Origin of the sequence: Streptomyces alanosinicus (genome assembly GCF_014650595.1) — a bacterium.
In the GTDB taxonomy this organism is placed as follows: domain Bacteria; phylum Actinomycetota; class Actinomycetes; order Streptomycetales; family Streptomycetaceae; genus Streptomyces; species Streptomyces alanosinicus.
The window spans coordinates 64,028-87,282 of record NZ_BMVG01000002.1; the positions used below are offsets into that span (position 1 = coordinate 64,028).

21 protein-coding genes are annotated in these 23,255 nt (G+C 71.7%); 15 read left to right on the forward strand and 6 right to left on the reverse strand.

The window, feature by feature from the left end:
• Positions 1-15: 15 nt before the first annotated feature.
• Complete coding sequence (locus tag IE277_RS06540) at positions 16-438, reverse strand: MarR family winged helix-turn-helix transcriptional regulator (RefSeq protein ID WP_189949388.1); 423 nt, start codon at positions 436-438, stop codon at positions 16-18.
• On the opposite strand from IE277_RS06540, the gene IE277_RS06545 reads away from it, so the two are divergent.
• Genes IE277_RS06545 through ygfZ form a run of 3 tightly spaced genes read left to right on the forward strand, consistent with a single transcriptional unit; the run spans position 437 to position 2,732 of the window.
• Positions 437-1,291, forward strand: a complete 855-nt coding sequence (locus tag IE277_RS06545) for an SDR family oxidoreductase (RefSeq protein WP_189949390.1) — start codon at positions 437-439, stop codon at positions 1,289-1,291. The two genes, IE277_RS06540 and IE277_RS06545, sit on opposite strands and share 2 nt — an antisense overlap.
• A gap of 28 nt (positions 1,292-1,319) precedes the next feature.
• The gene (locus tag IE277_RS06550; protein ID WP_189949392.1) at positions 1,320-1,757 is read left to right on the forward strand and encodes a Fur family transcriptional regulator; all 438 of its coding nucleotides are present in this window, start codon (positions 1,320-1,322) and stop codon (positions 1,755-1,757) included.
• A 9-nt stretch (positions 1,758-1,766) separates the two neighbouring features.
• Positions 1,767-2,732, forward strand: coding sequence for a CAF17-like 4Fe-4S cluster assembly/insertion protein YgfZ (gene ygfZ, locus IE277_RS06555; RefSeq protein WP_189949394.1), 966 nt, complete (start codon positions 1,767-1,769; stop codon positions 2,730-2,732).
• 153 nt (positions 2,733-2,885) lie between these two features.
• Here ygfZ and dtd read toward each other — a convergent pair whose 3' ends face one another.
• Positions 2,886-3,311, reverse strand: coding sequence for a D-aminoacyl-tRNA deacylase (gene dtd, locus IE277_RS06560; RefSeq protein ID WP_189949396.1), 426 nt, complete (start codon positions 3,309-3,311; stop codon positions 2,886-2,888).
• Positions 3,312-3,469: 158 nt separating this feature from the next.
• Between dtd and IE277_RS06565 the strand changes: the two genes are divergently transcribed.
• From IE277_RS06565 to IE277_RS06605, 9 genes are all read left to right on the forward strand, one after another.
• Positions 3,470-4,072 carry an RsiG family protein gene (locus tag IE277_RS06565; RefSeq protein ID WP_189949398.1) on the forward strand — a complete coding sequence of 201 codons (603 nt, stop codon included), beginning with the start codon at positions 3,470-3,472 and terminating at the stop codon, positions 4,070-4,072.
• A gap of 50 nt (positions 4,073-4,122) precedes the next feature.
• Positions 4,123-5,361 (forward strand): GNAT family N-acetyltransferase, encoded by a 1,239-nt coding sequence (locus IE277_RS06570; protein ID WP_189949400.1) that lies wholly within the window; start codon positions 4,123-4,125, stop codon positions 5,359-5,361.
• Between the two features lie 304 nt (positions 5,362-5,665).
• Positions 5,666-6,580: a winged helix-turn-helix domain-containing protein gene (locus IE277_RS06575; protein ID WP_189949402.1), complete on the forward strand. Its 915-nt coding sequence runs from the start codon at positions 5,666-5,668 to the stop codon at positions 6,578-6,580.
• An 81-nt stretch (positions 6,581-6,661) separates the two neighbouring features.
• A complete protein-coding gene (locus IE277_RS06580) occupies positions 6,662-7,543 on the forward strand; it encodes a winged helix-turn-helix domain-containing protein (RefSeq protein WP_189949404.1) in 882 nt (293 codons plus the stop codon).
• Positions 7,543-8,280 carry an HAD family hydrolase gene (locus IE277_RS06585; protein WP_229880860.1) on the forward strand — a complete coding sequence of 246 codons (738 nt, stop codon included), beginning with the start codon at positions 7,543-7,545 and terminating at the stop codon, positions 8,278-8,280. The genes IE277_RS06580 and IE277_RS06585 overlap by 1 nt, the downstream gene beginning before the upstream one ends.
• A 322-nt stretch (positions 8,281-8,602) precedes the next feature.
• Positions 8,603-10,921, forward strand: coding sequence for an aminoglycoside phosphotransferase family protein (locus IE277_RS06590; protein WP_373310728.1), 2,319 nt, complete (start codon positions 8,603-8,605; stop codon positions 10,919-10,921).
• Positions 10,922-10,931: 10 nt separating this feature from the next.
• On the forward strand, positions 10,932-11,546 hold the full coding sequence (locus IE277_RS06595) for a TetR family transcriptional regulator (RefSeq protein ID WP_189949408.1): 615 nt from the start codon (positions 10,932-10,934) through the stop codon (positions 11,544-11,546).
• A gap of 67 nt (positions 11,547-11,613) precedes the next feature.
• The gene (locus IE277_RS06600) at positions 11,614-13,644 is read left to right on the forward strand and encodes a HelD family protein (RefSeq protein WP_189949410.1); all 2,031 of its coding nucleotides are present in this window, start codon (positions 11,614-11,616) and stop codon (positions 13,642-13,644) included.
• A 19-nt stretch (positions 13,645-13,663) separates the two neighbouring features.
• Positions 13,664-14,296 (forward strand): RraA family protein, encoded by a 633-nt coding sequence (locus IE277_RS06605; protein WP_189949412.1) that lies wholly within the window; start codon positions 13,664-13,666, stop codon positions 14,294-14,296.
• Positions 14,297-14,339: 43 nt separating this feature from the next.
• Here the strand turns inward: IE277_RS06605 and IE277_RS06610 are convergent, their stop codons facing one another.
• A complete protein-coding gene (locus tag IE277_RS06610) occupies positions 14,340-16,706 on the reverse strand; it encodes an ATP-binding cassette domain-containing protein (RefSeq protein WP_189949414.1) in 2,367 nt (788 codons plus the stop codon).
• Between the two features lie 104 nt (positions 16,707-16,810).
• Positions 16,811-17,449, reverse strand: a complete 639-nt coding sequence (locus IE277_RS06615; RefSeq protein ID WP_189949416.1) for a LysE family translocator — start codon at positions 17,447-17,449, stop codon at positions 16,811-16,813.
• A 112-nt stretch (positions 17,450-17,561) separates the two neighbouring features.
• Here IE277_RS06615 and IE277_RS06620 point away from each other — a divergent pair, with 112 nt between their 5' ends.
• Complete coding sequence (locus IE277_RS06620; RefSeq protein WP_189950121.1) at positions 17,562-18,905, forward strand: aminotransferase-like domain-containing protein; 1,344 nt, start codon at positions 17,562-17,564, stop codon at positions 18,903-18,905.
• A 170-nt stretch (positions 18,906-19,075) separates the two neighbouring features.
• Entirely contained in the window at positions 19,076-19,852 is a 777-nt protein-coding gene (locus IE277_RS06625; protein ID WP_189949418.1) for an SDR family oxidoreductase, read from the forward strand.
• A 28-nt stretch (positions 19,853-19,880) separates the two neighbouring features.
• Here IE277_RS06625 and IE277_RS06630 read toward each other — a convergent pair whose 3' ends face one another.
• Positions 19,881-20,777, reverse strand: a complete 897-nt coding sequence (locus tag IE277_RS06630) for a LysR family transcriptional regulator (protein ID WP_189949420.1) — start codon at positions 20,775-20,777, stop codon at positions 19,881-19,883.
• Between IE277_RS06630 and IE277_RS06635 the strand changes: the two genes are divergently transcribed.
• On the forward strand, positions 20,700-21,866 hold the full coding sequence (locus tag IE277_RS06635; protein WP_189949422.1) for a TniQ family protein: 1,167 nt from the start codon (positions 20,700-20,702) through the stop codon (positions 21,864-21,866). The genes IE277_RS06630 and IE277_RS06635 overlap by 78 nt on opposite strands.
• A 226-nt stretch (positions 21,867-22,092) precedes the next feature.
• Here IE277_RS06635 and IE277_RS06640 read toward each other — a convergent pair whose 3' ends face one another.
• On the reverse strand, positions 22,093-23,190 hold the full coding sequence (locus tag IE277_RS06640; RefSeq protein ID WP_189949424.1) for a barstar family protein: 1,098 nt from the start codon (positions 23,188-23,190) through the stop codon (positions 22,093-22,095).
• Positions 23,191-23,255 lie beyond the last annotated feature (65 nt).

Genomic DNA, 23,255 nt, shown 5'->3' on the forward strand with positions numbered 1-23,255 from the left:
CCTTCGAAGTAGGCCTCAGGCCCTTCGCTTCAGTTTCTGGCAGACCCGCTCCAGGTCTTCGATGTCCCGCTCGTCGAGGCGGTCGTCGAAGACCTCGGCCAGGGCCGCCCGGCGGGTGGCGTCCGCCTCGGCGAAGGCGCTGCGGCCGGCCTCGCTGAGGGCGATGTGCACCGAGCGGGCGTCGGTGGGGGAGACCACGCGGGTCACCAGGCCCCGGGACTTGAGCGAGTTGATCACCCGGGAGACCTGGCTGCGGCTGAGCAGCGTCTTCGCGCCGGGGTCGGAGGCGGCGACCGGTTCGCTCTGCCCGTGCAGCCAGAGCATCACCTCGAACCACGACAGCGGCAGGTCATGGGCGCACAGCAGGGCCTCGTCGACGCGCGCGGCGAGGGTGGTGCCGCCAGATTCCCCGAGAGGTAATTCCATGAGCGACGTCATGAGTGACAGGACCGTTGTGATCACCGGGACCTCCTCCGGCATCGGGCTGGCCGCCGCCGTGGCCGCCGCCCGCGCGGGGTGGCGGGTCGTCGCCACCATGCGGGACCCGGGCAAGGCCGAGCCGCTGCGCAGGGCCGCCGCCGACGCCGGGGTGGCGGAGCGGGTGCGGGTGGGGCGCCTGGACGTGGTCGACCCCGGGTCGGTCACCGCCTGTCTCGACGAGGTGATCGCCGCGTACGGCCGGCTCGACGCGGTCGTCAACAACGCCGGCGCCGGCCATGTCGGCACCATCGAGCAGGGCACCGTGGACGACGTCCGGGCCGCGATGGAGGTCAACTTCTTCGGCGTCGTCCAGGTCACCCGGGCCGCGCTGCCGCACCTGCGCGCCCGGCGGGGCCGTCTGATCACCGTCACCAGCGTCGGCGGAGTGGTCGGCCAGCCCTTCAACGAGGCGTACTGCGCGGCCAAGTTCGCCGTCGAGGGCTTCATGGAGTCCCTCGCCCCGGTCGCCGCGACCGTCGGGGTGGCCGTCACCATGGTCGAGCCGGGCGCGGTCGCGAGCGAGTTCGTGGCCAACGTCAGCCTCGACGTCCCGGCACTGCTGGCCGCCGCCGGACCGTACGCCCCGGCGCTCCAGTCGTACATCGAGCGCGCACAGACCTCCTTCAGCGGCGCGCAGAGCCCCGCCGACGCCGCCGCGCCGATCATCGAGGCGCTCACCGCCGAGCGTCCGCCGCTGCGGACGCAGACCTCCGACTGGGCCCGTGACTTCGTCGGCACCAAGCTCACCGACCTCGACGGTTCGGCCGTGCAGAACCTCACCGGGGGCTGGGTGGGCCGGGCGATGCCGTGAGCGGCCGGTCGGACCTAGACTTTCCGGTGTGGTGAGCACCGACTGGAAGAGCGACCTCAGACAGCGCGGCTACCGGCTGACGCCGCAGCGACAGCTTGTCCTCGAAGCCGTGGACACCCTTGAGCATGCGACCCCCGACGACATCCTCGTGGAAGTGCGGAAGACGGCGTCGGGGGTCAATATCTCCACGGTCTACCGCACGCTGGAGCTGCTGGAGGAGCTGGGCCTGGTCAGCCACGCCCATCTCGGGCACGGCGCGCCGACCTATCACCTCGCCGACCGCCACCACCATCTGCACCTGGTGTGCCGTGACTGCGAGAACGTGATCGAGGCCGATGTGTCGGTCGCCGCCGAGTTCACGGCGAAGCTGCGCGCGCAGTTCGGCTTCGACACGGACATGAAGCATTTCGCGATCTTCGGCCGGTGCAGGGACTGCTCGCTGAAGAGTTCAACTACCACGTCGTAGGCTGGCGATATGAAGAGCCCCCTGCTGTCGCTGCCCGGCGCCGTCCCCGCCGAGGGTGTGGACGAAGGCGTCGCCGCCCACTACGGCGACCTGTTCCGCGAGCAGCGCGCCCTCGCCGACGGCACCGGTTTCGTCGACCTGTCGCACCGCGGTGTCGTCACGGTCACCGGTGCGGACCGGCTGAGCTGGCTGCATCTGCTGCTCACCCAGCACGTCAGCGATCTGCCGGTCGGTGAGGCGACCGAGGCGCTGATCCTGTCCGCGCACGGACATATCGAGCACGCGCTGTATCTGGTGGACGACGGTACGACGGTCTGGGCGCATGTGGAGCCCGATACGCAGGACGCGTTGATCGCGTATCTGGAGTCGATGAAGTTCTTCTACCGGGTGGAGGTCGCCGACCGGACGGCCGACTTCGCGGTGGTCCAGCTGCCCGCCGGGTCCATCGCCGAGGTGCCGCGGGGCGCCGTCGTACGCGAGACGGCGTACGGCCGTGATCTGTTCCTGCCCCGCGCGGACCTGGAGTCCTTCGCGGCCACGCACGGCCCGGCCGCGGGCCTGCTCGCCTACGAGGCGCTGCGCGTCGAGCACCACCGGCCCCGGCTCGGCTTCGAGACCGACCATCGCACGATCCCGCACGAGCTGGGCTGGATCGGTACGGCGGTGCATCTGCAGAAGGGCTGCTACCGGGGCCAGGAGACGGTCGCCCGCGTCCAGAACCTGGGCAAGCCGCCCCGCCGGCTGGTCTTCCTCCACCTGGACGGCAGCGAGGTGCATCTGCCGACGGCGGGAACCGAGATCCGCGTCGCGGACGAGGGCCCGGACGGCCGCAAGATCGGTTTCGTGACGACGTCGGTTCGCCACCATGAGCTGGGGCCGGTGGCGTTGGCGCTGGTGAAGAGGAACGTGCCGGTCTCTGCGAGGCTCCTGGCCGGAGAGACGGCGGCGGCGCAGGAGGTCGTGGTCGAGCCGTAGTCGTGCGGCCGCGGGCCGGTGGGGGCTGGTCGCGCCCACGCGGCGGAGCCGCATATCGATACAGTCCCGCGCCCCTAAGGGGTTGCGGTCAGCGTAGTTTCATCGCGGCACCCCGCATGCGCGGGCAAGCGAAGTCCCCCCGGCCACCCGCCGCTACATCTCCAGCAGCACCGTGAACGGGCCGTCGTTGGTCAGGGACACCCGCATCTGGGCGCCGAAGCGGCCCGTGGCCACCGTTGCGCCGAGGGAGCGCAGCTGGGCCACCACCTCGTCGACCAGTGGTTCGGCGATGTCGCCCGGGGCCGCCGCGTTCCAGGTCGGGCGGCGGCCCTTGCGGGCGTCGCCGTAGAGGGTGAACTGGCTGATGACCAGCAGCGGGGCGTTGATGTCGCTGCACGACCGCTCGTCCTGGAGCATGCGGATCGACCAGAGCTTGCGGGCCAGCTGCGCCGCCTTCTCCTTGGTGTCCTCGTGCGTCACCCCGACCAGGACACACAGCCCCTCGCCCTCGATCGCGCCGACCGTCTCGCCGTCCACGACGACGCTCGCGCCATCCACTCTTTGCACCACCGCACGCATGCGGACCATCATGCCGGGTGCCCGGCGCGCGGTCACAGGGGGTCCAATATAGATCCTTACCCCCCATCTGGGGCTGTTCGGGGGCACTCGGTCACATAGCGGCCAGTTGTGGTGGCACGATGCTTCCACACGCCGGTCGAGGGGACGGTTTCACGCACATGAGCACACCGAGTACCAGTGGGTGGCTGGGGGCGCAGGGGACGTACCGGGCGCCGGTCCAGCGCGCCGACACTCCGGCGGGCGCGACGCTGCCACCGGAGCCGCCCGAGCCCGATCTGGCCCTGCTGAGCCTGCCCGAGCTGCGCACCCTGCGCCGCGACGCCCAGCGCGACGAGGCGGACCTCAGTTATGTACGGCGCCTGCTGCAGGGCCGGATCGACATCCTGCGGGCGGAGCTGTGCCGGCGCGGCCGGACCTCCGTGCCGGCGCCCGCGGACGGCTCGGTGGTCGACCGGCTCCCGGAGATCCTCAAGGACGCCCCGGCCCGGCACCGCTCCTCGGCCCGCCATGTCACGCTCGGCACCCCGCACAACGAGGAGTACCGGCAGCTGGCCGCCGAGATGCTCGCCGAGGTCGAGCTGAGCGATCTGCAGGCCCGTACGGATCTCGAACTGACCAGTGCGATGGGGCGGTTGGTCCGGTACGAGCAGGAGGTCTCCCGGCGCCGCCAGCATCTGCAGCGCACCGCCGACGACTCCAGCGCGGAGATCGCCCGCCGCTACCGGGTGGGCGAGGCCCAGGTGGACGACCTGCTGATCTGAGCGCGGAAAACGAGGGGACAGGCGAGCGCCGGTCCGCCTACCGTGGGCGGATGAGCGACGTCCGGATCGTCACCGAGGCCGATTTCGAGGACTGGCACCGCGCCCTGGCCACGGGGTTCCTGGAGCCGCCGGTGCTGACTCCCGAGCAACTCGACGCCCGCCGGACGCAGTTCGTGCCGGGACGGCTGCTCGGTGCTTTCGACGGCGGGCGGTGCGTGGCCACGTTCCGCTCCTTCGCGCAGGAGCTGACCGCGGTCGGCGGCGGTCTCGTCCCCGCGGACGCGATCTCGAACGTCACCGTCAGCCCCACCCACCGCCGCCGTGGCCTGCTGACCCGCATGATGCGGCAGGACCTCGCGGCGGCGAAGGAGCGCGGTGACGTCGTCGCCACGCTGATCGCCGCCGAATACCCGATCTACGGCCGCTACGGCTTCGGCCCGGCCACCTGGTCGACACAGTGGACCGTCGAGGTGCCCCGGGCGGGCCTGGATCCACGCTGGTCCGGCCCCGAGGACGGCGGCCGGATCGATCTGGTGGACGGCGAGGACGTCCGCGAGCTGGGCCCCGAGCTGTTCGAGCGGTTCCGTCGCGCCCGGCCCGGCGTGGTCAGCCGGGGCGAGCTGTGGTGGCGGATGAACACCGGGGCCGTCCGCTTCCGCGCCGACTGGACCGAGCCGTTCTACGCCGTCCATCGCGCGGCCGACGGCGAGGTCCAGGGCCTGGTGGCGTACCGGTCGGACGACACCTGGAACGGCAAGCAGCCGGACCAGACGGCCGGCGTGCGCAAGCTCATCGCCACCACGCCGGCGGCCGAGCGCGCCCTGTGGCACTACCTGTGCTCGATCGACTGGATCACCAAGGTCGACAGCGGCTTCCGGGCCCCCGACGACCTGCTTCCGTACTACCTGCCCGACCCGCGCGCGGCCCGGATCACCGGGCACGCGGACTGGCTGTGGGTGCGGATCCTGGATGTCGTACGGGCCCTGGAGGCGCGGACGTACGACGCCGTGGGCACGCTGGTCCTGGACGTCGTGGACGAGGGCGGACTGGCCGGGGGGCGGTTCCGGCTGGAGGCCTCTCCCGAGGGGGCGTCCTGTGTGCCGGCGGATGTCGAGAGCCCCGATCTCACCCTGGCCGTAGGGGAGTTGGGCTCGATCTGGCTCGGTGGGGAGTCGCCGCTGCGGCTCGCGACGCTCGGCCGGATCCGGGAAGAACGAGAGGGCGCCGCCCGGCAGGCCGACGCCCTGTTCCGCTCGTCCGGGCAGCCGTGGTGCCCGGACATCTTCTGAGGTCTCCTTCCGCCGGCGACGTGTTGACCGTTCATCCGTAGCTGACTGTTCAGTTGTGGCTGCGCTGTGCCGTGTTCAGTTGTGACTGTGCGATGTCGTGTTCAGTTGTGTCTGTGCGCTTCGGTGGCCGTCCCCTGTCCGGGCTCCCGGCTCCCCTCCGGAAGGGAGCCCGGCCGACCAACCACTGGGAAGCTTGACCATGTCATGCAAGTTGGTAGCCAACTTCACTGTACTTATCTCCTGGGGAAGCGGCTCATAACCAGCTATCCGTGAACTGCCGGAAGTTGGCGGGAAGTTGTAGTGTTTGTCCGTGGACCCGGAGCACGCCTCCGCCGGTGGACGGACGAGGTCCAGGCGACCTCGCCCGTCCCATCAGGACATCGCCGACGAACTGCGCTGCCGGATCACGTCCGGTGTGCTGCGGCGGGGACAGCGCATGCCCACGCAGGCCGAGCTGGCCGACGAGTTCGGCGTGGAGCGCGGGGTCGTACGCCAGGCGCTGCACATCCTGCGCTCGGAGCACCTGCTCACCGGCGCCGCCAAAGGCAGCCCGGCCACCGTGGCGCCGGTGCCCGTGCCAGTGCGGCCGCCGGGCGGACCGGCGGCGCCGCCGCAGCCCACGGTGGCCGGGCTCGCGCCCCGTATCGCCGAGGCCTTCGCCGCCTCGCACGTGCGGATCGACGCGCTCTGTCTGACCTCGGTCTCGCTCACCCTGGCCGTCGGCGAACCGCTCCGGCAGATCCATGCGGGGCGGTTGAAACCGGCCAAGATCGACGTCCGGGTGCTGCTGCCCAGCCGGGACATCCCCCTCGCCTTCCCGGCCGCGGTGGCCGCCGACGACGGGGGTCTGCTGCACCGGCGCTGGCTGGCCCAGCGCAATGCGCAGGGCATGGTGCTGCGGCAGAATCTGCTCGCCCTGTACGCGACACACGGTGTCGACGTACGGGTCTCCTTCCGCGCCCTGCCGTTCACTCCGCCGGTGAAGCTGTATCTGCTCAACGGCTCGGAGGCGCTGTTCGCCTACTACACGCTGCTGCGCCGCGAGCGGGAGATCGAGCACGAGCATCTGGAGCTGTACGACGCCGACGGCACGCGCTCGATGCTGTTCGCCTTCGAGCGGCGGGCAGGACAGCGGGACGCGGCGTTCGTGGAGCAGTCGCGACGGTGGTTCGACGCGCTGTGGGAGACGATCAGTTCGGAGCTGCTGCTCAGCCCGTAGCCGCTCGGTCGCCCGGGCAGGCACCCCAAGGTCTGAAAAGTTGGCAACCAACTCCCCATAGATGGATGTGAGTTGTAGCGTTTGGTCGTGACTCAGGAGCATGTGGCAGTGAACGGCAGCAGACGGTTCACGCCTTCGGAGATCGCCGACAGCCTCCGCGAACGCATCCGCACCGGTGCGCTGCGGCCCGGCGAGCGATTGCCGACGCAGGCCGAGCTGGCCGAGGAGTTCGCCGTCGAGCGGGGCGCCGTACGCCAGGCGTTGCGCGCGCTCCAGCAGGACGGGCTGCTCAGCGATGTCAGCAAGGGCAGCCCGCCCCGGGTCGCCGAGCCGCCGCCCGTCCGGGACGAACCACAGCCGACCATGGTGGCCCTCGCGCCCCGGCTGACCGAGGCCTTCTCCGCCCGGCACGTACGCATCGACGCCGTCTGTCTGACCGCGCAGAGCCTGATCCCCGCGCTCGGCGAGTCGCTGCGCCTGGTCCACGAGGGCCGGCTGCGCCCCGAGCGGATCGACGCCCGGGTCCTGCTGCCCTCCCGTGACATCAACCTCGCCTTCCCGGTCTCGGTCGACGCCGGGAGCGAGGAGGACGACGCCGTCCACCAGCGCTGGCTGGCCATGCGCAACGCCCAGGGCCAGGTGCTCCAGTACAACCTCCAGGCGCTGCGCGGCACGCACGGCATCGACGTCCAGGTCACCTTCCGGGCGCTGCCGTTCACCCCGCCGGTGAAGCTGTATCTGCTCAACGGAGCCGAGGCGCTGTTCGCGCACTACATGATCACGCGCCGCGAGGAGCCGACCGACAGCGGGACACTGGAGATGTGGGACACCCTGGGCTCCGAGTCGCTGCTGTTCTCCTTCGAGCAGCGGGCGGGGCAGCGGGACGCGGCGTTCGTGGAGCAATCGCAGAAGTGGTTCGACGCCCTCTGGGAAACCATCACGACGGACCTGACACTCTCCTAGTGACTTCTGATGCGACGACTCAGACCGAACAGACCGCGAATGAGATCGAGAAGCTGCGAAATCTGATCGAACCTGCCCGGGTGGTGCTGTGGGACTTCGACGGGCCGATCTGCCGTCTGTTCGCGCGGCACACGGCGGAACGGATCGCCGCCGGGCTCGTGGACTGGCTGGCCGGGCACGGGCTGCGCAATCTCCTCAGCGACGCCGAACGCGAGCTGGTGGACCCGCAGGTGGTGCTGCGCGCCGTGGATCTGCGCCACCCAGGCAGCGATCTCGTGACCGAGCTGGAGGAACGTCTCACCCAGGAGGAACTGCGCGCCGCCGGCTCCGCGTTGCCGACCCCCTACGCCGATCCGCTGATCCGCACCTGGACCGCGGTCGGCGCGCGGCTCGCCATCACCACCAACAACTCCCCGAAGGTGGTCCGCGCCTATCTGGACAGCCGCGGCCTCACCCCCTGCTTCGCGTCCCATATCTACGGCCGCACGGCCGACCTGCATCTCCTCAAGCCCCACCCGCACTGTCTCAACCGGGCCCTCACCGCGATGGGCTGCGCCCCCTCGGCGGCCCTGATGATCGGCGACTCCGGCTCCGACCTCGCCGCCGCGAAGGAGGCCGGCGTGCCGTTTCTCGGCTACGCGCGTAACGAACGCAAGGACAAGCTCATGCGGGAGGCCGGAGCCGCGCATGTGATCGCCTCGCTGGAGCCGTTGCTTCGGATACTGCGCGGCTTCTGACGGTGGCTCGGGCAGCTCTGAGGGACGGCCTCGCGGACGCCTCGCCTTCGCCCGCCCTCGCCTTCGCCCGCCCTCGCCTCCGCCCGCCCCGGCAAAGGCCCGACGCTCCCGTGCGGACGGTCGAGCCCGCGGCGAGTGCCATGGGATAGCATCCGGCCAACCCGCTGAGCGACCGGCCGGGTCTTCGCGCAGGAGATGGCGTACGAGCCAGCCTCTGCCGGCTCGGCGCGGGCGAGTGGCAGACCACCCGTCGGGCTGCTCGTTCCGCCCCTTCCCCCTTCGTCCCCCTCCAGCGCAGTGCGATCGAACCCCGGAGCGGCCCGTGGGCGCACCATCCGTCCCCCGCGACCCGGCCGGGAGACATACCGGCCGGGCCGTGCCCGACGCCGTGTGCCGGGCCTTCCTGGCGGAGGCCGTCGCACGGGGGCGCAGCAACAGCGGTTTCCACAACCAGAACTATGTGCTGGCGCTCACCGAGCCCCTGGCCGGGCTGCTCGGCCGGGCGCCGGGCACCCGGGTGACCGTACGGCTGCCGCGCCCGGCCGTCCTGCCCGTGGTGATCCGCACCTGGCCGAGCGAGCCGGAGATCCTGCGGGCGCTGGGGGGTGTGCTGCCCCACGTGCCCGAATGCCTGGTCGAGGGTGCCGGCTTCGCCGTCCACAGCTATGTGGAGGGCGAAGCGCTCTCCGGCGTCTGCCGGGCCGGCGAACCGGTCGACGCCCCGCTGGTCGGGGCGCTCGCGGACCTGCTCGCCGGGACGGCTCAGGTGCGCCGTGCCGCGCTGCCGCCCCTGCCGGCCCTGTGGCCGCGCAACCACACCGACAGCCAGGGGTTCCTGCGGACCCTGGCCCGCCTGGCCGATCTGCAGATCCGCGAGCCCAACTGGTGCCGTTTCGGCGGCCTGTTCGCGGCCCTCGGCATTCCCGAGGACGCCCTGATCCGGCTGGCCGACCGGGTCCCGTCCCTGTCGCGCCGGCCCTACAGCCTGCTCCACGCCGATCTGCACCGGGACAACGTGATCGTGCCGTACGGCGGGGACGCGCCGCTGATCCGGGTCGACTGGGAGCTGGCCACCTACGGCGACCCGCTGCACGACCTCGCCGTCCATCTGGTCCGGATGCACTACCCGGACCACCAGTGGGACGAGGTCGTCACGGCGTGGGCGCGCGCCATGGACGCGGTGCGGCCCGCCGCGGTCAACGGCGTGGGCCGGGATCTGCGGCACTACGTCGCCTTCGAACGGGCGCAGTCCGTGTTCCCCGATGTGATGCGGGCCGCGCAGTCGCTGGCGGAGTCCTTCGACCACCAGCGCCTGGACGAGGCGACGGCGTGGGTGCACCGGGCCGTGTCGGCGGCGGCGGAACCGCTCGGGCTGGTCCGGGTGCCGGGGCGGGAGGAGATCGAGCGGATCCTGTTCCGCTGGCGGGCGTCGGTGGGACCTGATGCCGGGACGGCCGCCGAGCTTGGGACCGGGGCCGGGGCCGGGGCGACCGGCTCCGGTGCCGGGCCGCTGCCGGGTCCGGGTCCGGTCGCGTTCGGCATCGACTGGCAGCCGGACCGGCGGGTGCCGGAGCACCCGCGCTTCCCCCACTCGGCCGTCGCCGACGCGCTGGTCCTGGAGGGTGCGGCCCCGGCGCACCGGGTGTTCAAGGGCACCGCGCACCTCAACTCGGTCCTTGAGGTCCCCGGCACCCCGTTCCCGGTCGTCGTGCGCCGCAAGGTCGTGCATGTCACCCGGCGCGAGCGCAGCTTCCTCAGCGAGCACGGCGTGCTCCGGGCGATCGAGCGGTCCGGGGCGGCGGTGGCCGCGCCGCGGGTGCTGGCGCTGGGCGAGAGCCACTCGACGGACCCCTCGGGCATCCGCGGCTACTTGGGGGACCGCTTCGCCATCCACACCTACGAGGGCCCGCCCGACGTCCGCCGGCGCCCCGAGCACCCGGTGAACGGGCTGCTCCCGCACGAGGCGGACGGCCTGGTCGACCAGCTGGCCGCGCTCACCGGGGTCGACTACACCCTGGTCGACCCGGTGGCCGGCCGCCCCGGTTTCCACAGCTGGCTGTGCGAGCAGCTGGTGGCACTGGTGGCCGCGCTGCCCAGGCAGTCCCAGCAGGCGGCCCGCTTCCTCGGTCTGCCCGACGCGCCCAGGCTGCGCGAGATCCTCGCCCGGCACGAGGTCACCGACCGCGCCCCGGCCCTGCTGCACGGGGACCTCAACCCCTGGAACCTGGTGCGCCGTGACGACCACCTGGCGCTCACCCTCATCGACTGGGAGCTGGCCGTGGTCGGCGACCCGCTGTACGAGCTGGTCCGGCACATGCATCTGACCCCGACCCGGCCGGAGATCCGCGACCGGATGTTCCGCCGCTGGGAGAGCCGGCTGCCCGCCCGGTGCACCGAGAACTGGCAGCGGGACTGGCGGGTGTACCGGTGGACCGAGATCGTCCGCTCCGCCTACGTCGACCTCGACCGCCTGGTCACCGGCGCGAGCCTGGACGCGCCCAACGTCCGCCGCGCGGTGGACTCCTACGCGATGACCCTGGCGGCGGCCGTCGCCGCCCTGGGGCTGTCGTCCCGGCACGGCGCCGACCCGTACCTCACCCGCGCCCTGGCCTGGCCCACCCGTCCGGGCGGCGCTGCGTAGGCTCCTTCGCATGGGTGAGATGGGGCTGCGCGAGCGCAAGAAGCAGCAGATGTATCAGGACGTGTCGGACATCGCGGTGCGGCTGTTCCTGGAGCGGGGCTTCGACGCGGTGTCCGTGGCCGAGGTCGCGGCGGCGGCCGGGATCTCCAAGCCGACCCTCTTCCGGTACTTCCCGGCCAAGGAGGACCTGGTCCTGCACCGGATCGCGGACCACGAGGCGGAGGCCGCCCGGGTGGTCGCCGGCCGGGCCGACCCGGTGGACGCGCTGCGCCGGCACTTCCTGGCCGGCCTGGAGCGCCGCGACCCGGTCACCGGGCTCAACGACCATCCGCAGGTGCTCGCCTTCCACGCCCTGCTCTACGGCACTCCGTCCCTGGTGGCGCGGGCGTACCGGCATCAGGAGCGGTCCGAGGCGGCGCTCGCCGAGGCGCTCGGCGGGGATCTGGACGCACGGCTGGCCGCCGGGCAGATCATCGCCGTACAGCGCATCCTCGCGCTGGAGAACTGGCGGCGGATCGCGGCGGGGGAGGGTGTGGAGGAGGTGCGGTCGGACGCGGTACGGGCCGCCGAGCGGGCCTTCGGGCGGCTGGCGCAGGGGCTTCCCGATCTGGGAATCCGCCGGTGAGACCGACCCAGCAAATGAGATTGGGTTAAAAATTTAACTCAGTAACGTTATGGCGTACGCTGCCGTCATGACGTCCATCGACCCCGCCCTCGTCGGCACCCTGCGCACCGAACGCGCCCACCACGACCGCTGCCGTGCCGCCCTCGCCGCGATGATCGAGGGTGCCGCCGAGCAGGTCGTCATCGGCGAGGACGTCTCCGCCTCCGGAGCCGACGCCGAGGTCCTCGGCCACCGGCTGCGCAGCCGGGCCAAGGCGATGCGCGAACTCCCGCCCGGCCCGCTGTTCTTCGGCCGGCTGGACTTCGCCGAGGCCGACCCGCGGCACGGCGGGCAGCACTACCACGTGGGCCGGCTCCGGATCACCGAGGACGCGGCCGCCCCGCCCCTCGTGGTCGACTGGCGGGCCCCCGTCTCCCGCGCCTTCTACCAGGCGAGCGCCCGCGATCCACAGGGTGTGGAGGTACGGCGCCGGTTCGGCTGGGCGCCCGGCAGCAGCGGCGACCGCGCCGACCTCACCGGCCTGGAGGACGAGCACCTCGGCCGGGGCGAGGCACGGACCAGCGACATCGTGGCCCGCGAGATCGAACGGCCCCGCGTCGGACCCATGCGGGACATCGCCGCCACCATCCAGCCCGAGCAGGACGACCTGGTCCGCGCCGCCCTCGCCGACTCGGTCTGCGTCCAGGGCGCTCCCGGCACCGGCAAGACCGCCGTCGGCCTGCACCGCGCCGCGTATCTGCTCTACACCCACCCCAAACGGCTCCAGCGCGCCGGCCTGCTGATCCTCGGCCCCAACCGCACCTTCCTGCACTACATCGCCGAGGTACTGCCCTCGCTCGGCGAGACGGGCGTACGCCAGGCCACCCTGCTGGAGGAGATCGCCCGCCACCCGGCCACCGGCGGCGACCCGGTGGAGACCGCCGTGCTCAAGCACGACGCCCGGATGGCCGAGGTGCTGCGCCGGGCGCTGTACGCCCATGTCACCACCGACGGCGTGCGCGACCTCGCCGTACCGGACGGCTCCTACCGCTGGCGGGTCCCCGCCGCCGAACTGGCCGCCGTCGTCGCCGAGGTGCGCGCGGAACAGCCGCCGTACGCCGTCGGCCGCGAGCGGGTGCGCACCCGGCTGGTGCGGCGGCTGCGCGAGAAGGCCGAACGGCGCTCCGGGGTGCTGCCCGCCGCCTGGGTGCGCCGCATCGAACGGGCCCGGCCGCTCACCGCCCACCTCGACACGGTCTGGCCCAGGGTCCGCCCCGAGGAGGTGCTGCACCGACTCCTCACCGACAGCGCGGTGTTGTCCCGGGCCGCCGACGGCCTGCTGGACGCCGGCGAACAGGCGGCGCTGCTCCGGTCCCGCCCGCCGCGCTCGTACAGGTCGGCCCGCTGGTCGGCCGCCGACCTGGTCCTGCTGGACGAACTGGGCGGGCTGATCGAACACCCCGAGGGCTACGGGCACATCGTCGTGGACGAGGCACAGGACCTCTCGCCGATGGAGTGCCGGGCGATCGCCCGCCGGGCCGCCTTCGGCTCGCTGACCGTCCTCGGCGACCTCGCCCAGGGCACGACCCCGTGGGCCGCCCGCGACTGGCCGGCCCAACTGCGCCACCTGGGCCGGCCGGACGCGGCGGTGGTGCCGCTGACCACCGGTTTCCGGGTGCCGGCGGCCGTCATGGAGCTGTCCAACCGGCTGCTGCCCCGCCTGGGGGTGGCCATCCCGCCCGCCGAATCCCTGCGCACGGACGGCGAGTTGACGCTCCGCCCGACCGACGACGTACCCGCCGCGACCGTCACCGCCGTACGCGAGGCCCTCACCCACGAGGGCTCCGTCGGCGTCGTGGCGGCGGACGCCGACGTGGCCGGGGTGCGTGCGGCGCTGCACGCGGCCGGCCTCGGTCCGGCCGGCCCGGACGTGCTGGGCGCCCGCCTGACCGTGGTCCCCGCGAGCATGGTCAAGGGCCTGGAGTACGACCATGTCGTGGCCGTGGAACCGGCCGCCGTCGCCGAGGCGGAGCGGCGCGGAGCGCACCGGCTGTATGTGGTCCTGACCCGGGCGGTGTCCCGTCTGGACGTCGTCCATGCCCGCCCGTTGCCGTTCTGACGGCGGTAGCGTGCGGCCCATGACCGACACCGAGAAGTCCGCTGCCTTCCAGGCGGTGTCCACCACCACGCTCGCCGATCTGCTCGGCCGCGAGCAGGTCATGGACATCGGGATCCGGCCCCTGTGGGGGCCCGTACCGCGCGTCGCCGGACCGGCGTTCACCGTCAGCTGCCCGCCCGGCGACAATCTCATGCTGCACGCGGCCGTCCACCGGGCCGCGCCCGGCTCGGTCGTCGTGGTCGAGTCCGGCGATCTCGACTACGCGCTGGCCGGCGGCAACATGTGCGCGGTCGCCCAGGTCAGGGGAGTGGCGGCGTTCGTCGCCGACGGCGTGGTCCGCGATCTCGCCGAGATCCGCGAGTGCGCCTTTCCCGTCTTCGCCCGCGGCGTCATCCCGGTCCCCGGCGCCAAGAAGGCCGTACGGCCGCTGAACGAGCCCGTGCGCTGCGGGGGTGTCCGGGTGGCGGCCGGGGACATGATCGTCGCGGACGAGGAGGGCGTGGTCGCCGTACCCGCGGCACGCTCGGCGGAGATCCTGCGGCGGGCCCGGGCCCAGCTCGCCAAGGAGGCGGGCCAGACCCTGGCCGACTGGGAGAAGGAGCATCGGGAGCGGATCGACGAGATCCTGGCGGCGGCGGGTTTCGAGGGCTGAGCGCCGGCGGCGCCGTTCCCGGCTCGACGGCGCCGCCCCGCCCTCACGCTCCCACGTACGTCGCCAGGTGCTCCCCGGTCAGCGTGGCCCTCGCCGCGACCAACTCCGCCGGTGTCCCCTCGAACACCACCCGCCCCCCGTCGTGCCCGGCCCCCGGACCGAGGTCGATGATCCAGTCCGCGTGGGCCATGACGGCCTGGTGGTGCTCGACCACGATGACCGACTTCCCGGCGTCGACCAGCCGGTCGAGCAGGCCCAACAGGTGTTCCACGTCGGCCAGATGAAGACCCGTCGTCGGCTCGTCCAGGACGTAGACACCCCCCTTGTCGGCCATGTGCGTGGCCAGCTTCAGCCGCTGCCGCTCGCCGCCGGACAGCGTCGTCAGCGGCTGGCCGAGGGTGAGATACCCGAGGCCCACGGCGGCCATCCGCTGAAGGATCTTGTGGGCGGCCGGGAGGTGCGCGTCGCCCCCGGCGAAGAACTCCTCGGCCTCGGTCACCGACATCGCCAGCACCTCGGCGATGTCCCGCCCGCCGAGCGTGTACTCCAGCACCGACGCCTCGAACCGCTTGCCCTCGCACTCCTCGCAGGTCGTGGCGACACCGGCCATCATCGCCAGGTCGGTGTAGATGACCCCCGCGCCGTTGCACGTCGGGCACGCGCCCTCGGAGTTGGCACTGAACAGGGCCGGCTTGACCCCGTTGGCCTTGGCGAAGGCCTTGCGGATCGGCTCCAGCAGACCGGTGTACGTCGCCGGGTTGCTGCGCCGCGAGCCGCGGATCGGGGCCTGGTCGACGCGGACCACGTCCGCGCCGGCCGGGACCGAGCCGTGTACGAGGGAACTCTTGCCGGAGCCGGCGACCCCGGTGACGACACACAGCACGCCGAGCGGGATGTCGACGTCCACGTCACGCAGGTTGTGCGTCCTCGCGCCGCGGATCTCCAGGGCGCCCGTCGGCTTGCGCACCGTGTCCTTCACGGCGGCCCGGTCGTCCAGATGCCGTCCGGTGAGCGTGCCGCTGGCCCGCAGGCCCTCGACGGTGCCCTCGAAGCAGACGCCGCCGCCCGCCGTACCGGCGCCGGGACCGAGGTCGACGACATGGTCGGCGATCGCGATCGCCTCCGGCTTGTGCTCCACGACCAGCACGGTGTTGCCCTTGTCGCGCAGCCGCAGCAGCAGTTCGTTCATGCGCTGGATGTCGTGCGGGTGCAGCCCGATGGTGGGCTCGTCGAAGACGTACGTCACATCGGTGAGCGAGGAGCCGAGGTGGCGGATCATCTTCACGCGCTGGGCCTCGCCGCCCGAGAGCGTGCCGGCCGGCCGGTCGAGGGAGAGATAGCCGAGGCCGATCTCCACGAACGAGTCGAGGGTGTGCCGCAGCGAGGCGAGCAGCGGCGCCACCGACGGCTCGGCCAGGGACCGCACCCACCCGGCCAGGTCGCTGATCTGCATCGCGCACGCGTCGGCGATGCTGACGCCCTCGATCTTCGAGGACCGGGCCGCCTCGGTGAGCCGGGTGCCCGCGCAGTCCGGGCAGACGGTGAAGGTGACCGCGCGGTCCACGAACGCCCGGATGTGCGGCTGCATGCCCTCCTTGTCCTTGGCGAGCATCGACTTCTGGATCCGCGGGATCAGACCCTCGTAGGTCATGTTGATCCCCGCGATCTTCATCCGGGTCGGCTCGCGGTACAGGAAGTCCCGCAGTTCCCGCTCGGTGTACCCGCGGATCGGCTTGTCGGGGTCGACCAGGCCGGACTCGGTGTACAGGCGGTAGTTCCAGCCGCCGGGCTTGTAGCCGGGGACGGTGAGCGCGCCCTCGTTGAGGGACAGGGAGTCGTCGAAGAGCTGGGTGAGGTCGAGGTCGGTGACCGCGCCCCGGCCCTCGCAGCGCGGGCACATCCCGCCGGTGATGCTGAAGCTGCGCCGCTCCTTCACCTGCTGCCCGCCGCGCTCGACGGTGACCGCGCCGGCGCCGCTGATCGAGGCGACGTTGAAGGAGAACGCCTTGGGCGAGCCGATGTGCGGTGTGCCGAGCCGGCTGAAGAGGATGCGGAGCATCGCGTTGGCGTCGGTGGCGGTGCCCACGGTGGAGCGCGGGTCGGCGCCCATCCGCTGCTGGTCCACGATGATCGCGGTCGTGATCCCGTCGAGCACGTCGACCTCGGGCCGGGCCAGGTTCGGCATGAAGCCCTGGACGAACGCGCTGTAGGTCTCGTTGATCAGCCGCTGTGACTCCGCGGCGATGGTGTCGAACACCAGCGAGCTCTTGCCCGAGCCGGACACGCCGGTGAACACCGTCAGCCGCCGCTTGGGCAGTTCGACGCTGACGTCCTTGAGGTTGTTCTCGCGGGCGCCGTGCACCCGGATCAGGTCATGGCTGTCGGCTGCGTGCGATGCGGTGCGGTCCATGGCGGTCACGCTAGCCGGGGTGGTCGGGCCCGCGCTTCTCGAATCCTGACGGCCTCGTCACGATCCTCGAGAGCGGCTCCAGGCCGACAGGCCCTGGGCGTGCCCTAGGCAGGGCCGGAGGTGTCGGCCGCGAGGGAGAGCGCGAGGGCGCCGAGGACCGTGCCCATCAGATAGCGCTGTGTCTTCAGCCAGGAGGGACGGCGGGCGAGGAAGACCGCGATGGTGCCAGCGGCGAGCACGATGACGAAGTTCACCGTCACGCTGATCACGACCTGCACCGAGCCGAGGACGAGCCCCTGGAGCAGGACATGGCCCCGGTGCAGATCGATGAACTGGGGGATCAGGGAGACGTACATGATGGCGATCTTCGGGTTGAGCAGACTCGTCGTCAGGCCCATCGTGAACAGCCTGCGCGGCGAGTCGGGCGGCACCTCCCTGGGGGCGAACACCGAGATGCCGCCCGGCTTCAGCGCCTTCCAGGCGAGGTACGCGAGATAGCCGGCGCCGGCCAGCTTCACGGTGAGATACAGCTCCGGTACGGCGGTGAAGACGACCGACAGACCGAGGTTCGCGGCGCACAGGTACACCAGGAAGCCGAGGGCGACCCCGCCGAGGGAGGTCAGCCCGGCCCGCCTGCCCTGTGTGATGCTGCGGGAGACCAGATAGATCATGTTCGGCCCCGGGGTGAGCACCATGCCGAGTGCCACCACGGCCACGCCGAGGATCCCGCTCGCTTCCACCATGAAGTCCCCCCGCTGCTGTTCTCGGTGCAATGCCCCGACCCTAGGACAGGGCAATGACTCGGTGCAATCAAAAGATTGCGCTCGGTGCAATGCTGTGGTGGGATGGCGTGCCGTGAAGGACTACCGGAGCGTCGCCGACACGGTGGCCGAGGAGATCAGGTCCGGCGCCCTGCGCCCCGGCGACCGTCTGCCCCCGCAGCGCGCGTTCGCCCGGCGGCACGGCATCGCCGGCTCCACCGCCGCCCGCGTCTACCGCGAACTGGCCCGCCGCGGTCTGACGGTGGGGGAGGTGGGCCGCGGCACCTTCGTGCGCGCGGCCCCCGCCGACCCGGCCCCCGCGCTCACCGAGCCGGCGGCCGGCCGGATCGACCTGGAGCTGAACTACCCCTCCGTACCCGAGCAGAGCGCGCTGCTCGCCGAGGGGCTCGGCGGGCTGCTGCGCCCCGACGCCCTCGGGCAGGCGCTGCGGCCGGTCGGCGCGGCCGGGCTGCCCGCCGTACAGGAGTCGGCCGCCGGCCTGCTCGCCCGCGGCGGCTGGGCCCCCGACCCCGAGCGGATCCTGTTCACCGGCAACGGCCGGCAGGCCCTGACGGCCGCCGTCGCCGCCCTGGTGCCGCCGGGCGGCCGCCTCGGCGTCGAGGAGCTGACATATCCGCTGGTCAAGGCGGCAGCCACGCGGCTCGGCATCGTCCTCGTACCCCTGGCCATGGACGCGGACGGCCTGGTCCCGCAGGCGCTGGCGGAGGCCCACGCGGCCGCCCCGCTGCACGCCGTCTACGTCCAGCCGAGGCTGCACAACCCGCTCTCGCTCACCATGTCCGAGCAGCGCGTCGAGCAGCTCGCCGAGGTGCTGCGGCGGCTCGCGCTGCCCGCCGTGGAGGACGCGATCTGGGCGTTCCTGCGCGATGACCTGCCGCCGCTCGCCGCGTACGCCCCCGAGCGGACCGTCGTGATCGACAGCCTCTCCAAGCGCCTCGCGCCCGGCCTGTCCCTGGGCTTCGCGATCACCCCGCCCGCCCTGACGGCCGCGGTCAACACCGCCCTGCGCGCGGGCGGCTGGGCCCCGCTGCGCTTCGCCCTGGAGGCCGCCGACCGCTGGCAGCGCGGCGGCACGGTACGCAGGCTGGTGGCCGCCAAGCAGCGCGAGGCGAGGGCACGACAGGAGATCGCGGCCCGATGCCTGGCCGGGTTCGCCGTACGGAGCGACGAGCGCTCCTTCCACGCCTGGTGGGACCTGCCACGCCCCTGGCGCGCCGACACCTTCGTGGCCGCCGCCGCACGGCACGGCATCGCGGTGGTCCCGGCGGCCGCCTTCACCGTCGGCGACCACCACGCCCCGAACGCCGTCCGCCTGGGCCTCGCCACCCCGCCGCCCGACATCCTCACCCAGGCCCTGACCACCCTCGCCGCTCTCGCCCGCAGTGCCCCCGAGGACCACATCACCGACTGCGCATAGGTATTTCCTATAGCGCGTGCTGCTCTTTCGTCTTTGCTTTGCGTTCTTTTCCGCGCCTACCGTGAAACAGCTCGACGAGGTGCTCACAAGGTGCTCACCGCGATTTCTCCGAGGAATCGAGAATCACGTTCCGTCGGGCGGACAATGACGCGATCGAGAGGACCGGTGGCATGACCACGTTCGAGAACGGATCGGGAACGCGCGAACTCACGGGAAAGCGGGCCCTGGTCACGGGTGGTTCTCGGGGAATCGGAGCGGCCGTCGTTCGCCAGCTCCTGGACGCGGGCGCCGAGGTGCTCACGACCGCCAGGTCGGCGACGGGCGCGGCGCCGGAGGGGGCCGCCTTCGTGCGGGCCGACGTGCGGACGCGGGCCGGCGCGGAATCGCTCGCCGCGGCCGCGCGGGAGATGCTCGGCGGGGTGGACATCGTGGTCCACAACGCGGGCGGGGCGCGCCCGTACAAGGACAGCTCGGCCATTCCCGACGAGGAGTGGCAGGATGCGCTGGACCTGAACTTCCTGGCGTCGGTGCGGCTGGACTCGCTGCTGACACCGGGGATGCGGGAACGGCGCTCGGGGATGATCGTGCACGTCTCCTCGGCCGTGGTCCCCACTCCGGTGGGACCGTTCCTGCACTACACGGCTGCGAAGGCGGCGCTGGAGAACTACAGCCGGGGACTGGCCTCGGAGCTGGCCCCGTTCGGGATCCGGGTCAACACCGTGACTCCCGGCAGGACCGCCACCCCGGGCGGCGAGGCGACACGGCAGGAGTGGGCGCGCCTGGACCCGGCACCGGGCCGGACCGACGCCGACAGCACCGTGCCGCTGGGGCGCGAGGGCCGGCCCGACGACATCGCCCACGCGGTGCTGTTCCTCGTGTCCGACCGGGCGAGCTGGCTGACCGGGAGCAATCTCGTCGTGGACGGCGGGGAATTCCCCAGGGGATGACGCCGACGGTATTCCGGAAAGAATTCCGTCAGGACACCACCGAGAAGAAATCGGACCCGGACCAGCTCTCCTGACGCAGGAATTCGAGCAGGGCCGTTTCCGCCGGGCCCGCGCCGGGCCGGAGCACGGCGATGACGGGCTGGGACACGACCGGGAACACCGGGCGCACGAGGTGCTCGTGACCGTGGGGCACCGCGGAGGCCGGGACGAGCGTCACCCCGAGCCCGTGGGCGGCCCAGCGCACGGCCGTCGCGGTCTGGGAGACGCGGGCGGCCGTGGTCGGCGGCAGGTCGTTGTCCCGCAGCACCTTCAGCAGTACGCCGTCGAGCGCGCTGTCGCGGTCGAACCGCACCCATGGTTCTCCCGCCAGTTCGCGCAGCTCTACCCGGTCCGCGGCGAGCTGCGCGTGCCCGGCGCCCAGCACCACGACGAACTCCTCGTCGCCGAGGCGATGGGCGTCGGCGGGACTGCGCTCGCACGCCGCCATCAGGGCGAGGTCCAGCACCCCCCGGCGGCACAGCCGCTCCAGCTCGGCGGAGCCGGGCTCCTCGAAGACGGTGACCTCAAGGCGTGGGTAGCGGCGGCGCAGCGCGCCCAGCGCGCCCGGCAGCTGCCGTGTGCCGAAGCCCATCTGCACCGCGACCACCAGCTCGCCCACCAGCTCATCGGCACCGGCCCGTGCTGTCGCCCTCGCCCGCCGCGCCGCGCGCACCGCGACCTCCGCCTCCCGCAGGAAGGCGCGGCCGGCCGCGGTGGGCACCAGTCCGCTCGGTGTGCGGGCGAACAGTTCCACGCCGAGTTCCCGCTCCAGGCCGCGGATCTGCTGGGACACCGACGGCTGAGCGACATGCAGCAGCTCCGCGGCCGCCGTCACCGAGCCCTCCTCGGCAACGGCCAGGGCGTACTCGAACTGACGAAGACTCATCGGCTCCCGTCCTCCCGGCAATCCCTGTCCCAGGGAGCAACCCGGCTCCGCCGGCGGAGATTCCCGTTCCTCGCCCCGTTCGGGTCTCGCTACGGACCGCTCGACACGACCCTGATGCGTCGGCAACCGGATCGGATTCTCCACAGCAATCACGGCGTGTTTCGACAATGGACCCGGTTCTGCCCCCGTTGTCTGGCCGGAGGCTCCAACATCGAACGTGCCCATGGAGGCAGTTGGAAGCGCCTTTGGCGGCTCCCTCCGGTCTTTTCCTGTCTCACCCACCGCTGCCTGCTCCGCCACAACTGCTTCAAATGCAGCCATCTTGGCCTTGAGGTCCAGGGACTCTCTTTCATCCCCCGGGTCAAGGACGAAGAACTCCACCCCAACCGATGCCGCACCGTCATCGACGGTTCGCCGGACAGCCTCAGCTCTCCCATCTGCGGCACCCGCCACGACCAAGGCCCCCCACCCACTTGCAGCGAAACCTTCCTCGATACCGCGCTCGCGCTGCAGGGAGAACTGCTCATTGCCCTCGATCCCGACAGCCCTCGTGAAGTCCGATGCGTCGGCTGGATGATCGACACCAGCCAGTACTTCATGGACCTGCACACCATCGCCGGCCTGATCACGCTGACCTGGCCAGCAGCCCGGGACCTCGCCCGCAGCGACGAGCACGCCGGAATCCTTGAGCACGATGTTCAACTGCGGGAAGAACGCAGGAATCGCCTGCACGCGATGAGAGGTAAATTCCACTACCTTCACGTGCTGGTCAGCCCCGCCCCCGACGCCCGGGCCTACGTCGCAGCGACCGTTATTGCCCACCAGATCTTGAAGGGCACCGACCTGCAAGCCCTGGAAGCGCTCGCTCCGATCCACGCGCACCTGCAGGAGGTTCAGGGCCCTGTGAAGGCCGAGGGCGACAGGATGCGCAACTCGCCCAAGAACTCTCCGCCGCTGAGGGCCCTCCTCACCCGCAGAGCCCCAGTCACGATCACAGCAATCAATCAGTACCCGAAGGCACGCGACCGCGAGTGGCGACCTTCGCCGGTGCGACTTTTCGAGATAGATGACATCAAGACCACGGTCTGACCTGGGTATTTGTGACGAAGTTTTCGCTTCGCTTGACACCAGAAGGTCGATCTTGTTGACACCTACGCCGAGTTTGCAGTCCAGTTGCCACCTGTGACCAGGCAACTCGATTGGCATCTGAGCAGCCAAGTGGACACCAGGGAGCGTGTGAGTCGGCGGCTTGCTTGGAGCCAGATCCAAAGGAGAGAGGTGGGGAGTCGCCGGTGCCGGGCTGGTGAGCCGCAGCTCAGGTCAGGGTGACGTGCATGCCGCCCTCGGCCAGGACGTCGAGTAGTTCGGCGAACAGGTCGTAAGGTTGTCCGTCCGGCGTCAGGGTCTGGGACAGGTGCTCGCGTGCGGTCGCGGCATTTCGCCAGAGCAGGGTGGCGGAGGCCGTGTAGCCGAACCTACCGCGCAGGCAGTCGTCCAGTGCGGCCAGACAGCCGCCGAAGTAGCCGCCCGGCCCGTTCACTGCCTCGCCAAGCGCCAGATAGAGGCCTGGTTCGTCGGTGATGTGCCTGCCGTCGAGTTCGTAGGCGTGACCAGCCGGCCGGTCCCTGCGGGCGCGTCGGCAGGCACGCTCCCGCACGAGTTCGAGCCAGGCATCGCGGAGCCGGGTGTCGAGGCCGGTCCAGGCCCCCAGGGTATCCGGCGGCCCGGCGAACCACCGCTCCCAGATCGGCCGGGCGTATTCGGGAACGGGTGTGAAAAGCTCTCCGTCCAGCTCCAGGTCGATGAGATCCGTCCCGTAGGAGGACGGGCGCCAGGCGTTCACTTTGGTCCACAGCGTTCGATCGGTGAGCGGCTCGCCCTGGTCATCCCGTATCTCAAGGGCGGCCTCCTCCAGATCCTGCGCCCGCCGGGTGCCCTTCATCAACGCCGTACGCAGCTGATCACTCTGGGCAAGTCCCCGCAGGACAAGCGGGGGCGCCGCCTCTTCAGGCGGCAGGATGCGGGCGAACTCCCGGCACGAGCCCAGCCACTGGTGCCCGTCGTGCACGCGGACGGGACCCATGTGCCCCTCAGGCGGACCTTCGTAGTCGTCCAGGCCGGTGAGCACGAGACTGTCCGTCCCCGCGAGCTGCCCCAGGCTCTCCGCGTCCCCCAGCAGCCAGGGCTCGAGTGCCTCGTCATCCGGCACCAGCCACACCCGGCTGCCGACCCAGCCGCGCACCCCAGCTCCTTCCGGTACCCAGCCGAGCATCTCGTACGTCCCACGCTGGGGGATCCCGAACAGCCCCTCCGCCTCGGCGCAGACGCCCCAGGCATGGCCGTGCTCTGTGTCGGTCAGCGTGTACCGCGTGGGCCCGCGATGGTTCTCGCCCTCATGCACGGTGGGAATCATGCCCCGGCCACGCTCCGACGATGAATCCGGGCGCTTCCGCTGGGCGCAGCGTGAGGGGCCGTTCC

Excerpts from the sequence above, each read along its gene's own strand:
- IE277_RS06570 (WP_189949400.1), top strand. The coding sequence starts at position 4,123 with ATGAGCGACGTCCGGATCGTCACCGAGGCCGATTTCGAGGACTGGCAC.
- IE277_RS06605 (WP_189949412.1), top strand. The coding sequence starts at position 13,664 with ATGACCGACACCGAGAAGTCCGCTGCCTTCCAGGCGGTGTCCACCACC.
- IE277_RS06615 (WP_189949416.1), bottom strand. The coding sequence starts at position 17,449 with ATGGTGGAAGCGAGCGGGATCCTCGGCGTGGCCGTGGTGGCACTCGGC.
- IE277_RS06540 (WP_189949388.1), bottom strand. The coding sequence starts at position 438 with ATGACGTCGCTCATGGAATTACCTCTCGGGGAATCTGGCGGCACCACC.
- IE277_RS06610 (WP_189949414.1), bottom strand. The coding sequence starts at position 16,706 with ATGGACCGCACCGCATCGCACGCAGCCGACAGCCATGACCTGATCCGG.
- IE277_RS06565 (WP_189949398.1), top strand. The coding sequence starts at position 3,470 with ATGAGCACACCGAGTACCAGTGGGTGGCTGGGGGCGCAGGGGACGTAC.
- IE277_RS06545 (WP_189949390.1), top strand. The coding sequence starts at position 437 with ATGAGTGACAGGACCGTTGTGATCACCGGGACCTCCTCCGGCATCGGG.
- IE277_RS06625 (WP_189949418.1), top strand. The coding sequence starts at position 19,076 with ATGACCACGTTCGAGAACGGATCGGGAACGCGCGAACTCACGGGAAAG.
- ygfZ (WP_189949394.1), top strand. The coding sequence starts at position 1,767 with ATGAAGAGCCCCCTGCTGTCGCTGCCCGGCGCCGTCCCCGCCGAGGGT.
- dtd (WP_189949396.1), bottom strand. The coding sequence starts at position 3,311 with ATGCGTGCGGTGGTGCAAAGAGTGGATGGCGCGAGCGTCGTCGTGGAC.
- IE277_RS06600 (WP_189949410.1), top strand. The coding sequence starts at position 11,614 with ATGACGTCCATCGACCCCGCCCTCGTCGGCACCCTGCGCACCGAACGC.
- IE277_RS06630 (WP_189949420.1), bottom strand. The coding sequence starts at position 20,777 with ATGAGTCTTCGTCAGTTCGAGTACGCCCTGGCCGTTGCCGAGGAGGGC.
- IE277_RS06635 (WP_189949422.1), top strand. The coding sequence starts at position 20,700 with ATGCAGCAGCTCCGCGGCCGCCGTCACCGAGCCCTCCTCGGCAACGGC.
- IE277_RS06640 (WP_189949424.1), bottom strand. The coding sequence starts at position 23,190 with ATGATTCCCACCGTGCATGAGGGCGAGAACCATCGCGGGCCCACGCGG.
- IE277_RS06595 (WP_189949408.1), top strand. The coding sequence starts at position 10,932 with ATGGGTGAGATGGGGCTGCGCGAGCGCAAGAAGCAGCAGATGTATCAG.